Genomic DNA, 13,930 nt, shown 5'->3' with positions numbered 1-13,930 from the left:
TGTGGCGGAATGACTTCAAGAGTGCAATTTCATGCAGTTAGAAATGAAAAAGCCTGCACAAGATGCAGGCTATTTGGGGTCATTTCGCGAACGTTATGCTGTGGCTGGCATTTTCCATTGCAGAGAAATGAAGCGGCGGTAATGCATGGCCACATACCCAACCACGATAGTGGCGACTACCAACTCGATAATACCCAGCACATAAACCTGATTCACATAAGTTGCCGCTACACCAGCCGACTCTAACCAAGCCGCAGTTTTAAACAATGCTGTCGCGCCGATCACCATTGGAAAGGTAAACGCGGCATAGCCCGGTGAGAATGGCAAACGCAACAATCTGGCAAATGACACGTAAATCACCAGCGTCATCAGTAAAGCAATCCCCAGAAGCACCGCCACAATGACAGGTGAAGGAGATTGACTCACGGTCAGGTAACCAGCCAGAGACAGGCTTGCAGGGGCAGCCAAAATAGCAATGGTTGGCTTCGCCGCATCTGGTACCTCACCACAGAAAATTAGGCGGTATAGCATCAGCGGTAGCAACACAGCATAAGCCAGTAAACCGAATAACATAATACCGTCTGCCACTGGACGCAGCGCAGGGTTACCCGAGAAAGCAACATCAGCAACTATCAAGCCTACAGGCGGCACAAACCAGCTAGGCACCATGTGCGTCAGTGAAAAGTCACGGGCTCGGTGATAAACAAAAGAAACAAGAAAAGCGACATGAGCAACCACGGCCAACATCCAAAGTGAGTCACCCATCAGGGGAGAAATTTTGCTGATAGAGGCAGAAACAATCATCACACCCATGGCAAAGGTAGGTACCACACTACCGACGACAGGGTGTTGCAGATCGCACCACAAACCTTTGGGAGAAAAGGTGAATTTCAGAGCAATCATCAACAGCATGATACCACCGATCACCGCGCCCAAAATCTGAGCATTTCCACCAAAGTTACCTACATTTTCCCAGCTCCAACCAAGGCTTGCGATTGCCAGCGCAAGGCCAGCCATTGGTGTAGGAAGTAAGTTGAGACGTCTACGCATTGCTCTGCCACATCTTTAGAAGAAAAACACATAAAATATGATAGAACGGCATTATTATTTAGTATATCTGAATATCTTTAACCTAAAGTTAAGTTAAACTTAAAATAGATTAAATCGATGGGTAAATATCCAGATGTCATTGTCTCTTCGCCAGCTACAGGTTTTTGTCGCCGTTGCCCAGGAAAAAACCATTACGGCTGCATCCAGTCTGCTTTTCCTCTCCAAACCTGCTGTCAGCATGGCGATCTCAGAGCTAGAAAGTCAGCTCGGGCACAAATTGTTCGAGCGGGTCAACAACCGGCTGATACTCAACGATCAGGGTCATCGACTCCTCCCTATGGCAGACGAGCTGCTTACCCGAAGCGATGAAATCACGAAGGTATTGAACTCTAATGGCGAGCTCTCTGGCCACCTTAGGTTGGGCGCGAGCGACACTATAGGAAATCAACTGGTGCCATTTTTGCTTAGGGATTTCAGGGCACAGAGTAATCATATTGACCAGGAGCTGGTGATCTCGAACAGTCAATCGATCATCGACAGGTTACTCGCATTTGAACTCGATATCGGACTCATTGAAGGACAAGGCGAGACTAAACATCATTTGGGAAACGATGATTTGCACATGGAGCCTTGGCTCTCAGACGACATGTGTATTGTTTGCGCCATCGACCATCCTTTGGCGCAAAAAGAAGAGATTACGCTGTTTGATTTGGAAAACCATGCGTGGCTGTTGAGGGAAACAGGCTCCGGTACCCGTGAGCATTTCCTCTCACGTATCGCCCCAAGATTAGAGGACTGGACGGTAGCCTTTGAACTGCGTACGACTGAAGCCATCATCAATTGTGCTGCTGCAGGGCTTGGACTAGCTTATCTCTCCACACTTGCTGCTAGGCATGCCATTAGCAATAAAAGACTTAATAAGCTGACGTTACCGCTCGATCTACGCCGTCAGTACTGGTTGGCACACCATAAAAGTAAACACCACTCGCTACTGTTTGAACGTTTTCTCACGTTTACCAGCGAGTGGCAAGTTAACGATTAATAGCTGTTATCACCCACACTGAAAGCGATAATCTGGCTGATTTGGCAAAGTGGACGTCCACTTTCTTTCTGCCATTGATTAAACGCTTCCTGCGCCGCATTCAACGACTTTCGAGTATCCCGGCCACCATCAATGATCTTGTGAGCTCGCAGATATCCTTCGACATCGCCAGACAAGATAAAAGTATCTTTACCCATTATACGAAGTGAATAAGGGCCAGTATTACCACCTAAACGGCTACCATGCTTTTTCAGTTGAGTCCATAAACCAATGATGTCACTTTCCGGCCACTCCGCCACGAACTTGGCAAAGCTGCCGTGTTGCTTCGCCGCACTTTTGATCATCTGTGCGTTGTGGGGAATGGTCATGACTTTACCCAAGTGACGGACGATCGCAGGGTTTGTGGCTTTCTCCTCCCACATTTCGGGTGGAGTTAGGCACATTTTTTCAATATCAAAGCCCCAGAAGACTTCTTCAAAACCTGGCCACTTGTTCCTCACCACCTGCCAATTCATTCCCGACTGGAAGATCTTTTGACTGAATGTTGCTAGCCATCGATCATCCGGGATCTCGCTAAGTTCTTTTACGCTCTTAGGGTGTGCCAGACGCTGCTCCAGATCGCTGTTACTTCCCTTTCTTGTTGCTGCTCGATGATAAATCTCTGAGAATTTTTCCAATGCCATCACAGTAATCACGGTTAAACTAGACAGGTAACTTTACTCTACTGTATAAACAGACAGTAAACAAATTAAGAGAGGTTAACCATGGCCGTTATCGTCAAATATGTGGTTGAACGCAACGGAGAAGAGAAGATGACTTTTACCTCTAAAGCGGAAGCTGACGCGTATGACAAAATGCTCGACATGGCAGATGAGTTATTTGAGCTGCTGGGTAAAAGCGAAGTCACAGGCGATGAAGCGCAACGCGAAGAATTGTCCCTTTTCCTTGCGCAAAATCGTGAAGAAGTACTCTATGCTCTGGGAGCTAAACGCAAGCCCACCCCAAAGCCAGCGAAGAAAAAGGCTGATGCCCCAAAGGAAGATGACGCCGAAGCGGCTTAACTTCTCAATAAACGCTCCCATACGGAGCGTTTTTTATTTCAATATTGTCCTAATTTTCGGTCTATTTAACCCATATTCACCGTAAGGGCCGTTAATCTAAAGGATTCTCTCCCCTCACCCTTCAATCTTGATGCACTTCACTTTAAGATGTCTCCAGCTATCACAATTATCATGCAGCATCTGATATCAAACGATGCTATTGGAAGAGACAAGGAGACTCCCGGATTATGGCCAGTTTTGCTCTAGCGTTTGGCACCGCGACCAAAAACAAAGATGGAAAAATCATCGAAGCATTTTTCCCAACCCCAGTTCTAAACCCTTCAGACTCTCTGGTTTCAGCACTTGCCGACGTTGTCGGTTACCAAGGCGGTAACGAAGCGTTTGAAGTGGAAGCAGCACACTGCACAGCTATCGCTTCTGCTTTCTCAGCAGCTGACGAACAAGCAGCAGCATCATTTACAACCAAAGCAACGGAGTCTAACCAACCACTCGTTCTGACTATTCTTGAGACCGACGAAAAGCCAGCAAGCGTAGCTGAAGGGTTCCTTAAGCTTCAACTGATCTCTCACCGTCTTACCAAGCCTCATCGCATTGTTTTGGATGGTATTTTCGGCCTGCTGCATAACATTGCATGGACTAACCAGGGACCAATCGACCTACCTGAACTAGCAGATCGCCAAATGGAAGCTCGCCTGAAAGGTGAAACACTGACCGTAGACTGTGTAGATAAGTTTCCTAAGATGGTTGATTACGTGGTTCCTGCGGGCGTTCGTATCGCAGATACCTCACGTGTACGTCTGGGTGCGCATGTAGGTGAAGGCACTACTGTTATGCATGAAGGCTTCATCAACTTCAATGCAGGCACTGAAGGCGTCAGCATGGTCGAAGGTCGTATCTCTGCAGGTGTGATGGTCGGTAACGGCAGTGACATTGGTGGTGGTGCTTCTATCATGGGCACTTTGAGCGGTGGCGGCCAGATCGTTATCTCTATTGGCGAAAACAGCCTTCTGGGTGCGAACGCGGGTCTTGGTTTCCCACTGGGTGATCGCTGTACCATCGAGTCAGGTCTGTACGTGACTGCAGGTACAAAAGTCTCCATGCTGGATGCAAACGGCCAAGAAGTGGAAACCGTAAAAGCACGTGACCTAGCAGGCAAGACCGACCTTCTGTTCCGTCGCAACTCAGTGACAGGTAAAATTGAGTGTCTGACTAACAAATCTGCGGTTGAGTTAAACGCTGAGCTGCACGCGAACAACTAATTCACAAGTGTTAAAGCAAATATTGAAAAAGGCCAGCCTGAAGCTGTAATGCATGTGAATTAAGCTGAATGACGCTTTCTAGAAGGCCTAGTCGCATAGCGACTGGGCCTTTTCTTTACTGCTCTGGGATATGTCCTCTCCCGCCTCTCTGGAAGCACAAAGCTCTCTGCCATATCGAGGATATATCTGAGTACTTCTGGGTATCTGCCCGGCGCGACAGCCGGAAGCATCTGCAACTGACTCACCAAAAATATCGATGCCTGCTTAAAGCCTATTTGGTATGGCATCACCGTATTCAAGGAATACGCCATCTGGCACATCATAAAACGCAACAGGTTATAGGCGAGCAGCATTCCCCAAAGCTCCTGTTTCACTAACGCCGGCGTTTTACTTCTTAGCGTCAGGCTATTTTGAAGCATGGACTGTTTCATCTCTCGGTAGCCTAATTCGATTTCCCAGCGATGACTGTAGAGCTCTGCGATATCTGCACCTATATAACGCTTAGGGTCGGTCATGGAAGTCAGCAGTTTGACTTCTTTCCCTTTTATCTTGGTGGTAATGAGTCTGGCTTCCAGTGTATCCGGCGCATCTACCCACTTCTTTTTCGCTTGGGCAGTCAGGGAGAGCTCAACCAGCTCCTGACCGCGTCCCAGTTTTCTTAACGTCTTATATTGCGCCCCTTTACGAAGGGGAATTAGCCAGTGTCTTTCCTCTCCTTGGCTTTGCCAACGATGGAGAAGTCCCAATGCGTAGAAGCCTTTGTCAAACAGGGTAAGGCTATTGTCTTGGGCTTTGTCGATAAGCTGAGCGGTGAGGTCAATCTCACTGACCGAGACGGAGTCAAAGGCGGCACTGTTGAGCAGATGGCTCGTCAATTCCATGTGGCAGACCATGCGAACTTGGGGATAGTCTGACGTCGTTGTTTTATTACCTGTTCGACTAAACGCCTTATCATTGTCAGTCGTATCAGGTGTTCGCCAAACCACGCCATCGACGGCATGCAAAGTGAGCCCGTACCAATCGGGATGCGGGGTTTTCTCATGCCACAATTGCTGAGTTTGGTTGAACACCGCTTCTACGGGTTCATGTCCTAGTTTCTTACGGGCATGAATCACCGCGCTCGGCGCAACAAAAGGCTTCTTACCCGGAAGTAATATATCAAGCTGAGAGACCACCTTGCTCATCGATAGATGCCGATAAAGAGACATTCCCACCACGCTCCACACCATCAGTTCCATGGGGAGTCGACGCTTACGAATCGTGGCGACGCCCGTGTCTTCAAGACATTGATTAATCAGTGTGGGGCAAAGGAGATCTGATAGCCCATTGAGTTGGTCAGCAGAGAATTGGTGTATTCGGTCGAGCGCTTGCCTTAAGAACATAAAGAAATCCGAGTGCAGAGAAACACTCGGATTTTGACAGCCTATAAGGATCGTTCAACCGATCATTTATTGCTTAACTGATCGGCATTAAGCCTGAAGCTGGTCTTTTTGTTTGTCATTTAGAATGATACTTCCCGCTTCAAGCCCTGTCTTCCAATTTACTTCATAATCCCAACCTCTCGGGGACTCATCTGCACCTACCGAATTTCTTGGTTTACCTAATATCCCTACGGGATACATACGCATTTTCGGGTTGGCAATGCACATCCATATGGGTTTTATAGGCAGAAAGATAGTCTTCTTGCGATAACTCAGAAGTCGCAACAAGCTCCTTCAATGCCTCCACAGAACGAGATTTATTTCCGGCTTCAACGTCATGACTGGTATGATACCGCTAATGTTTCTCAGATCCCTGAAACGCAAAAAGGCCATCCTTTCGGATGGCCTTTTTGACGGTACTTTTGTTTTCACTTTTTCAAAAAGTGAAAGAAAATTGGAAGCCTGGCGATGTCCTACTCTCACATGGGGAGACCCCACACTACCATCGGCGCTGTTACGTTTCACTACTGAGTTCGGCATGGAGTCAGGTGGGTCCATAACGCTATGGTCGCCAAGCAAATTCGTTAAAATCTTGGAAAGTGACTTTGTTTGTTCTCGTTCTTACACATTCAAGGTTCTCTCTGAGTCCGTCAAAACCCCTTGGGTGTTGTATGGTTAAGCCTCACGGGCAATTAGTATCAGTTAGCTCAACGCCTCGCAGCGCTTACACACCTGACCTATCTACGTCGTCGTCTCCAACAACCCTTTAGAGGACTTTAAGTCCTAGGGATGACTCATCTTGAGGCTCGCTTCCCGCTTAGATGCTTTCAGCGGTTATCGATGCCGAACTTAGCTACCGGGCAATGCCACTGGCGTGACAACCCGAACACCAGAGGTTCGTCCACTCCGGTCCTCTCGTACTAGGAGCAGCCCCTCTCAATCATCCAACGCCCACGGCAGATAGGGACCGAACTGTCTCACGACGTTCTAAACCCAGCTCGCGTACCACTTTAAATGGCGAACAGCCATACCCTTGGGACCGACTTCAGCCCCAGGATGTGATGAGCCGACATCGAGGTGCCAAACACCGCCGTCGATATGAACTCTTGGGCGGTATCAGCCTGTTATCCCCGGAGTACCTTTTATCCGTTGAGCGATGGCCCTTCCATTCAGAACCACCGGATCACTATGACCTGCTTTCGCACCTGCTCGAACCGTCATTCTCGCAGTCAAGCGGGCTTATGCCATTGCACTAACCTCACGATGTCCGACCGTGATTAGCCCACCTTCGTGCTCCTCCGTTACGCTTTGGGAGGAGACCGCCCCAGTCAAACTACCCACCAGGCACTGTCCTCAACCCCGATAAGGGGCCTAAGTTAGAACATCAAACATACAAGGGTGGTATTTCAAGGTCGGCTCCACACAAACTGGCGTCTGTGTTTCAAAGCCTCCCACCTATCCTACACATGTAGGCTCAATGTTCAGTGCCAAGCTGTAGTAAAGGTTCACGGGGTCTTTCCGTCTAGCCGCGGGTACACAGCATCTTCACTGCGATTTCAATTTCACTGAGTCTCGGGTGGAGACAGCGTGGCCATCATTACGCCATTCGTGCAGGTCGGAACTTACCCGACAAGGAATTTCGCTACCTTAGGACCGTTATAGTTACGGCCGCCGTTTACCGGGGCTTCGATCAAGAGCTTCGACCGAAGTCTAACCCCATCAATTAACCTTCCGGCACCGGGCAGGCGTCACACCGTATACGTCATCTTTCGATTTTGCACAGTGCTATGTTTTTAATAAACAGTTGCAGCCACCTGGTATCTGCGACTGCCCTCAGCTCCATCCGCAAGGGACTTCACCATGGGCAGCGTACCTTCTCCCGAAGTTACGGTACCATTTTGCCTAGTTCCTTCACCCGAGTTCTCTCAAGCGCCTTGGTATTCTCTACCCGACCACCTGTGTCGGTTTGGGGTACGGTTCCTGATAACCTGAAGCTTAGAGGCTTTTCCCGGAAGCATGGCATCAATGACTTCATCACCGTAGTGACTCGACATCGTGTCTCAGTGTATGGCGTCCCGGATTTGCCTAAGACACCCACCTACGCACTTGAACCTCGACAACCGTCGCGAGGCCCACCTAGCCTTCTCCGTCCCCCCATCGCAGTTATCAGCAGTACGGGAATATTAACCCGTTTCCCATCGACTACGCCTTTCGGCCTCGCCTTAGGGGCCGACTTACCCTGCCCCGATTAACGTTGGACAGGAACCCTTGGTCTTCCGGCGAGGAGGTTTTTCACCCCCTTTGTCGTTACTCATGTCAGCATTCGCACTTCTGATACCTCCAGCAGCCCTTACAGACCACCTTCTACGGCTTACAGAACGCTCCCCTACCCAGATATAAATATCTGCCGCAGCTTCGGTGTATCGCTTAGCCCCGTTACATCTTCCGCGCAGGCCGACTCGACCAGTGAGCTATTACGCTTTCTTTAAATGATGGCTGCTTCTAAGCCAACATCCTGGCTGTCTGAGCCTTCCCACATCGTTTCCCACTTAGCGATAACTTGGGGACCTTAGCTGGCGGTCTGGGTTGTTTCCCTCTCCACGACGGACGTTAGCACCCGCCGTGTGTCTCCCGGATAGTACTTACTGGTATTCGGAGTTTGCAAAGGGTTGGTAAGTCGGGATGACCCCCTAGCCTTAACAGTGCTCTACCCCCAGTAGTATTCGTCCGAGGCGCTACCTAAATAGCTTTCGGGGAGAACCAGCTATCTCCGAGTTTGATTGGCCTTTCACCCCTAGCCACAAGTCATCCGCTAATTTTTCAACATTAGTCGGTTCGGTCCTCCAATTGATGTTACTCAATCTTCAACCTGCCCATGGCTAGATCACTCGGTTTCGGGTCTACGTCATGCAACTCATTCGCCCAGTTAAGACTCGGTTTCCCTACGGCTCCCCTATGCGGTTAACCTTGCTACATAACGTAAGTCGCTGACCCATTATACAAAAGGTACGCAGTCACCTAACACGTAGGCTCCCACTGCTTGTACGTACACGGTTTCAGGTTCTGTTTCACTCCCCTCACAGGGGTTCTTTTCGCCTTTCCCTCACGGTACTGGTTCACTATCGGTCAGTCAGGAGTATTTAGCCTTGGAGGATGGTCCCCCCATCTTCAGACAAGATAACACGTGTCCCGTCCTACTCGTTTTCACGTTAAATAAGCCGTCGTGTACGGGGCTATCACCCTGTATCGCGCCACTTTCCAGAGGCTTCCACTAACTCATAAAACGCTTAAGGGCTAATCCGGGGTCGCTCGCCGCTACTGCCGGAATCTCAATTGATTTCTTTTCCTTCGGGTACTTAGATGTTTCAGTTCCCCGAGTTCGCCTCCACACACCTATGTATTCAGTGTGGGATACTGGCTTATGCCAGTGGGTTTCCCCATTCGGACATCCCAGATTCAAATGGCTGTTACTGCCTTATCTGGGCTTATCGCAAGTTACTACGTCCTTCATCGCCTCTGACTGCCAAGGCATCCACCGTGTACGCTTAGTCACTTAACCATACAACCCCAAGAGGTTTCGTAGGTTTAAACAACCAAGGTTGTTCTTATAAGAACATGTTCACCCTTTTTGCCTCTGCTTTTTCTTAAAAAGCGGAAACATAAAGCGATGAACGATTTCGCCGGACTCAAATATTGTTCATCACCTCTGGAGAAGGATGAAACCAAGAACACTTGAATGTGTTTGGTGTTAATTCCGAAGAATCAACATTTGAGAACTTTTACAAACAAACTGAATCAGTTTGTTTAGTCAGCTTTCCAGATTTTTAAAGAGCATTTCTCGTAAAGAGAACGTGGTACAAAACCACTTTCTAATGACTTTCTTCCCAAATTGGGGCGGCAAAAATTCGCACCCTGTAAATGATATTTAAAGGGTCTGCGAGTCCGTTGCAGAAAATGATTAGAGAGTGTGCTTTTCCTTTATGCAGGAAAAGTGGTGGGCGATACCGGGCTCGAACCAGTGACCCCCTCCTTGTAAGGGAGGTGCTCTCCCAACTGAGCTAATCGCCCACATCAGTTTTACATCCTCTGTGGTAGAAGATGGTGGGTCGTGCAGGATTCGAACCTGCGACCAATTGATTAAAAGTCAACTGCTCTACCAACTGAGCTAACGACCCAGTGGCGTCCCATAGGGGAGTCGAACCCCTGTTACCGCCGTGAAAGGGCGGTGTCCTAGGCCTCTAGACGAATGGGACGCACAGTGTCTGGCATTGGGATGCCAAACCACTCTTTACTTTTTCAACCTATACAATCTGTGTGGACACTGGTATCAATAGTATCGTTAAGGAGGTGATCCAGCCCCAGGTTCCCCTAGGGCTACCTTGTTACGACTTCACCCCAGTCATGAACCACACCGTGGTAAACGCCCTCCCGAAGGTTAAGCTATCTACTTCTGGTGCAGCCCACTCCCATGGTGTGACGGGCGGTGTGTACAAGGCCCGGGAACGTATTCACCGTGGCATTCTGATCCACGATTACTAGCGATTCCGACTTCATGGAGTCGAGTTGCAGACTCCAATCCGGACTACGACATACTTTCTGGGATTCGCTTCACATCGCTGTCTCGCTGCCCTCTGTATATGCCATTGTAGCACGTGTGTAGCCCTACTCGTAAGGGCCATGATGACTTGACGTCGTCCCCACCTTCCTCCGGTTTATCACCGGCAGTCTCCCTGGAGTTCCCACCCGAAGTGCTGGCAAACAAGGATAAGGGTTGCGCTCGTTGCGGGACTTAACCCAACATTTCACAACACGAGCTGACGACAGCCATGCAGCACCTGTCTCACAGTTCCCGAAGGCACACCAGAATCTCTTCCGGCTTCTGTGGATGTCAAGAGTAGGTAAGGTTCTTCGCGTTGCATCGAATTAAACCACATGCTCCACCGCTTGTGCGGGCCCCCGTCAATTCATTTGAGTTTTAATCTTGCGACCGTACTCCCCAGGCGGTCTACTTAACGCGTTAGCTCCGAAAGCCACAGTTCTAGACTACAGCCTCCAAGTAGACATCGTTTACGGCGTGGACTACCAGGGTATCTAATCCTGTTTGCTCCCCACGCTTTCGCATCTGAGCGTCAGTCTTTGTCCAGGGGGCCGCCTTCGCCACCGGTATTCCTTCAGATCTCTACGCATTTCACCGCTACACCTGAAATTCTACCCCCCTCTACAAGACTCTAGCCTGCCAGTTCAAAATGACTTTCCCAGGTTAAGCCCGGGGCTTTCACATCTTGCTTAACAGACCGCCTGCATGCGCTTTACGCCCAGTAATTCCGATTAACGCTCGCACCCTCCGTATTACCGCGGCTGCTGGCACGGAGTTAGCCGGTGCTTCTTCTGCCGCTAACGTCAAACACTGCACGTATTAAGTACAATGCCTTCCTCACGGCTGAAAGTGCTTTACAACCCGAAGGCCTTCTTCACACACGCGGCATGGCTGCATCAGGCTTGCGCCCATTGTGCAATATTCCCCACTGCTGCCTCCCGTAGGAGTCTGGACCGTGTCTCAGTTCCAGTGTGGCTGATCATCCTCTCAAACCAGCTAGGGATCGTCGCCTTGGTGAGCCTTTACCCCACCAACTAGCTAATCCCAACTGGGCCCATCCGGTAGCGAGAGGCCATAAGGTCCCCCTCTTTGGTCCAAAGACATCATGCGGTATTAGCCACCGTTTCCAGTGGTTATCCCCCTCTACCAGGCAGGTTCCCAGCCATTACTCACCCGTCCGCCGCTCGCCGCCCAATAAATCATCCGAAGAATCTTTATTGTCGCTGCCGCTCGACTTGCATGTGTTAGGCCTGCCGCCAGCGTTCAATCTGAGCCATGATCAAACTCTTCAATTAAAGTTTTTGGCTCGATGAAATACTGTTGTTGTTTTGTCTCCGCTTTTTAAAAAAGCAGAAGCAAAACGAATTGACTGTGCCGATATAACCGAAGTTATTTCGTTTGGTCACTCAGTAAACATCGATAAATCTTTTGTCTATCAATCACGAGTGCCCACACAGATTGCATAGGTCAAATTGTTAAAGAACGTTGACTTGAAGAAGCGTCGCTTCTCACCGTCAGGGCTGCGAATTTTACGCTGCCGGGCGATGAAGTCAAGAAGAAATTTTGAGATTTTTCAGCGTTGCTTTCGCAACCCTCAAAACACCTTGTTGACTCACCTCTTCACCGCACTTTTCAATGCTTTGATGATGAGGTTTTCGCGTTTCGACTTGGTAGGCATTTCCTTGTTGGGAGCCGCTTGCCGTGTCGATGGGGCGCATTATAGGGAGGTCTCGAATTCTGGCAAGGGCTTTTTGCGAAAAAAGTCACAAAAATCGATTAACCGTTCACTAATCCAGCAGGTTGGTGAATTTAGACACAGAAACTGGGAGAGAAAGGCTTTGAGCTGTGCCATTCCTGTCACTCCAGCTGACTTTAACATCCATTATTTTGGCGTAGGTTGCGGCCACACCGCTGGCTGGCGTGTGTTGAAGCGTTTTGGTAGGCGTCACTGAAAGACTATATAACGAGCCTTCATTCAGTGTTAACTGGCAGCTTTGAATGTTCTCTACCGTTTTGCCTTCGCAATCTGAACCTGTGGTATTCAATGTTTGCAGTAAAGCAATCTGAGACTCCGCGATTTGCTTCGCTTGCACGAACATAAGCGCGTTTGCCTTTTCGACTTCTAGGTAACTGTATAGCTTTAACGTTCCAACACCAGACAAGACAACGACGAATATCGCAATGAGTGTTTCTACGAGCGAAAAGCCTTTGTCAGAAGTCATGGATGCTGCCTTTTACTAACTTAGGTACGCTACTACCTCCATCTCCAAAAGGTGTATCGTCGTCATAGTCAGGTTTGAAAGAACCTTTTATCAAAGCTTTGGAGTTTGCTACGTCTAATAGGTAACTCCCCAGGCTTTCATATGACCCGTGAAAATAGAAAGGAAGTTTACCCCACTTCTCTGCATCGTTTTTGAAGTCATCGATTAACTGACGACAAAGCAGGTGCATGGCCCCTTCTTCACACACAAAATGTTTGTTCGTTTCATCGAAAGATGCTCCCCAAGATTCCGCAACTGACGACTCTGAATACCCATGTGTAAAATGGACTAAGGTACCATTGAATTTGATCGTATCGAATGCACCAACTACGCCATTCCTTATAACCACAGTAGCTTTTTTTGAGTCATTCGCAGGATCATAGATACCATCTAACTTACAGTCTCCATCAATCCAAATCTTGGTACTGCCATTTTTAATTTTGTCTTTTATTGTTGTGCCACAGCTTGAAACTTTTTCTTTGTTGGAGATTGATGTTCCAGTAGTGACTGTCACATCGAACCCACTCCTAACCGTTTCCCATTTTTCCTTAGGAACACCAAAAAAATCTTGGAAAACATCGATGTTTTCTTGGTTTGTTAAAATATCTAGCTCAAAGTTGTTGGTAACTGGGTCCGTTTGCGAAGGAATATATGTACTAAAGTTCGCATGGCACTGCTCATTGGCGTTTGTTAGCTCTGAGAGAAATTCAGCTGTCGTCTTACCTACATCAATTGTGACATCACCTCCGGCTATTATTGCGGTACACTCGTAAATATCCACCCCGTCAGTAGTAGCGACTTTATCCCCCTTTGCAGGTATCCAAGCATTACCCCCCTCTACAACCAAACTACCTGATGTTTTAAACGCCGCAGCTGCAGCCCCTCCAGCCTGTATGACAATTTTTGTAGATGCATAGCCTGAGGACGAAGAAAGTATCCAAGGGCTTTCTGATCCAGTGACTGTAATCACGCTACCAGTATGGCCTTCACACTCATTAAATACTGAATCGGTAAAATCCGTATCCTTTGGGTTTAATTCATTTTGTTCAAACACCGCAATCGCACAGTCCAGCCCTGATTTTGCACTTGCTCGCTGCTTAGCGTCTAAAACTAGATTTTGCGTCTTTTTTATATCAGCTAGCCCTGAATTCGCTACTGAAATCGTAAACAAAGCCACAACGAGCAAAACGCCACTGACTACTGCGAGGGTTGCCATTCCTTTTTGAGTGTTCATTCGTG

At 48.5% G+C, this 13,930-nt stretch carries 8 protein-coding genes, 3 tRNA genes and 3 rRNA genes; 3 read left to right on the top strand and 11 right to left on the bottom strand.

Annotated elements, in window-relative coordinates:
• Positions 1-93 precede the first annotated feature (93 nt).
• The gene (locus VP504_RS14740; protein WP_325894056.1) at positions 94-1,017 is read right to left on the bottom strand and encodes a TDT family transporter; all 924 of its coding nucleotides are present in this window, start codon (positions 1,015-1,017) and stop codon (positions 94-96) included.
• 166 nt (positions 1,018-1,183) lie between these two features.
• Here VP504_RS14740 and VP504_RS14735 point away from each other — a divergent pair, with 166 nt between their 5' ends.
• A complete protein-coding gene (locus VP504_RS14735) occupies positions 1,184-2,092 on the top strand; it encodes a LysR substrate-binding domain-containing protein (RefSeq protein WP_325891831.1) in 909 nt (302 codons plus the stop codon).
• Here the strand turns inward: VP504_RS14735 and VP504_RS14730 are convergent.
• Positions 2,089-2,775, bottom strand: a complete 687-nt coding sequence (locus tag VP504_RS14730; RefSeq protein ID WP_325891830.1) for a DNA-3-methyladenine glycosylase I — start codon at positions 2,773-2,775, stop codon at positions 2,089-2,091. The genes VP504_RS14735 and VP504_RS14730 overlap by 4 nt on opposite strands.
• Before the next feature lie 81 nt (positions 2,776-2,856).
• Between VP504_RS14730 and VP504_RS14725 the strand changes: the two genes are divergently transcribed.
• Both VP504_RS14725 and dapD read left to right on the top strand, forming a co-directional pair.
• Positions 2,857-3,153: a YebG family protein gene (locus tag VP504_RS14725; RefSeq protein ID WP_325891829.1), complete on the top strand. Its 297-nt coding sequence runs from the start codon at positions 2,857-2,859 to the stop codon at positions 3,151-3,153.
• A gap of 227 nt (positions 3,154-3,380) precedes the next feature.
• Entirely contained in the window at positions 3,381-4,412 is a 1,032-nt protein-coding gene (dapD, locus tag VP504_RS14720; RefSeq protein WP_325891827.1) for a 2,3,4,5-tetrahydropyridine-2,6-dicarboxylate N-succinyltransferase, read from the top strand.
• Positions 4,413-4,471: 59 nt separating this feature from the next.
• On the opposite strand, the gene VP504_RS14715 is transcribed toward dapD, so the two are convergent.
• From VP504_RS14715 to VP504_RS14675, 9 genes are all read right to left on the bottom strand, one after another.
• Positions 4,472-5,794, bottom strand: coding sequence for an IS4 family transposase (locus VP504_RS14715; RefSeq protein WP_325891603.1), 1,323 nt, complete (start codon positions 5,792-5,794; stop codon positions 4,472-4,474).
• 499 nt (positions 5,795-6,293) lie between these two features.
• Positions 6,294-6,409, bottom strand: a 5S ribosomal RNA gene (gene rrf, locus VP504_RS14710).
• Positions 6,410-6,504: 95 nt separating this feature from the next.
• A 23S ribosomal RNA gene (locus tag VP504_RS14705) occupies positions 6,505-9,392 on the bottom strand.
• Between the two features lie 433 nt (positions 9,393-9,825).
• Positions 9,826-9,901, bottom strand: a tRNA-Val gene (locus tag VP504_RS14700).
• A gap of 31 nt (positions 9,902-9,932) precedes the next feature.
• Positions 9,933-10,008, bottom strand: a tRNA-Lys gene (locus tag VP504_RS14695).
• Between the two features lie 2 nt (positions 10,009-10,010).
• Positions 10,011-10,086: transfer RNA gene (locus VP504_RS14690), tRNA-Glu, on the bottom strand.
• An 87-nt stretch (positions 10,087-10,173) separates the two neighbouring features.
• Positions 10,174-11,725: ribosomal RNA gene (locus VP504_RS14685) — 16S ribosomal RNA — on the bottom strand.
• Together the 16S, 23S and 5S rRNA genes with 3 tRNA genes alongside form the textbook arrangement of a ribosomal RNA operon.
• Before the next feature lie 492 nt (positions 11,726-12,217).
• Positions 12,218-12,652: a type IV pilus modification PilV family protein gene (locus VP504_RS14680; protein ID WP_325891826.1), complete on the bottom strand. Its 435-nt coding sequence runs from the start codon at positions 12,650-12,652 to the stop codon at positions 12,218-12,220.
• Positions 12,642-13,925, bottom strand: a complete 1,284-nt coding sequence (locus tag VP504_RS14675; protein ID WP_325891825.1) for a hypothetical protein — start codon at positions 13,923-13,925, stop codon at positions 12,642-12,644. The genes VP504_RS14680 and VP504_RS14675 overlap by 11 nt, the downstream gene beginning before the upstream one ends.
• Positions 13,926-13,930: the final 5 nt, after the last annotated feature.

Origin of the sequence: Grimontia sp. NTOU-MAR1 (assembly GCF_035758505.1) — a bacterium.
GTDB classification, from domain to species: Bacteria; Pseudomonadota; Gammaproteobacteria; order Enterobacterales; family Vibrionaceae; genus Enterovibrio; species Enterovibrio marinus.
Note: the sequence above shows the minus strand (reverse complement) of the source record. Positions and strands in the feature narration are given on the sequence as shown.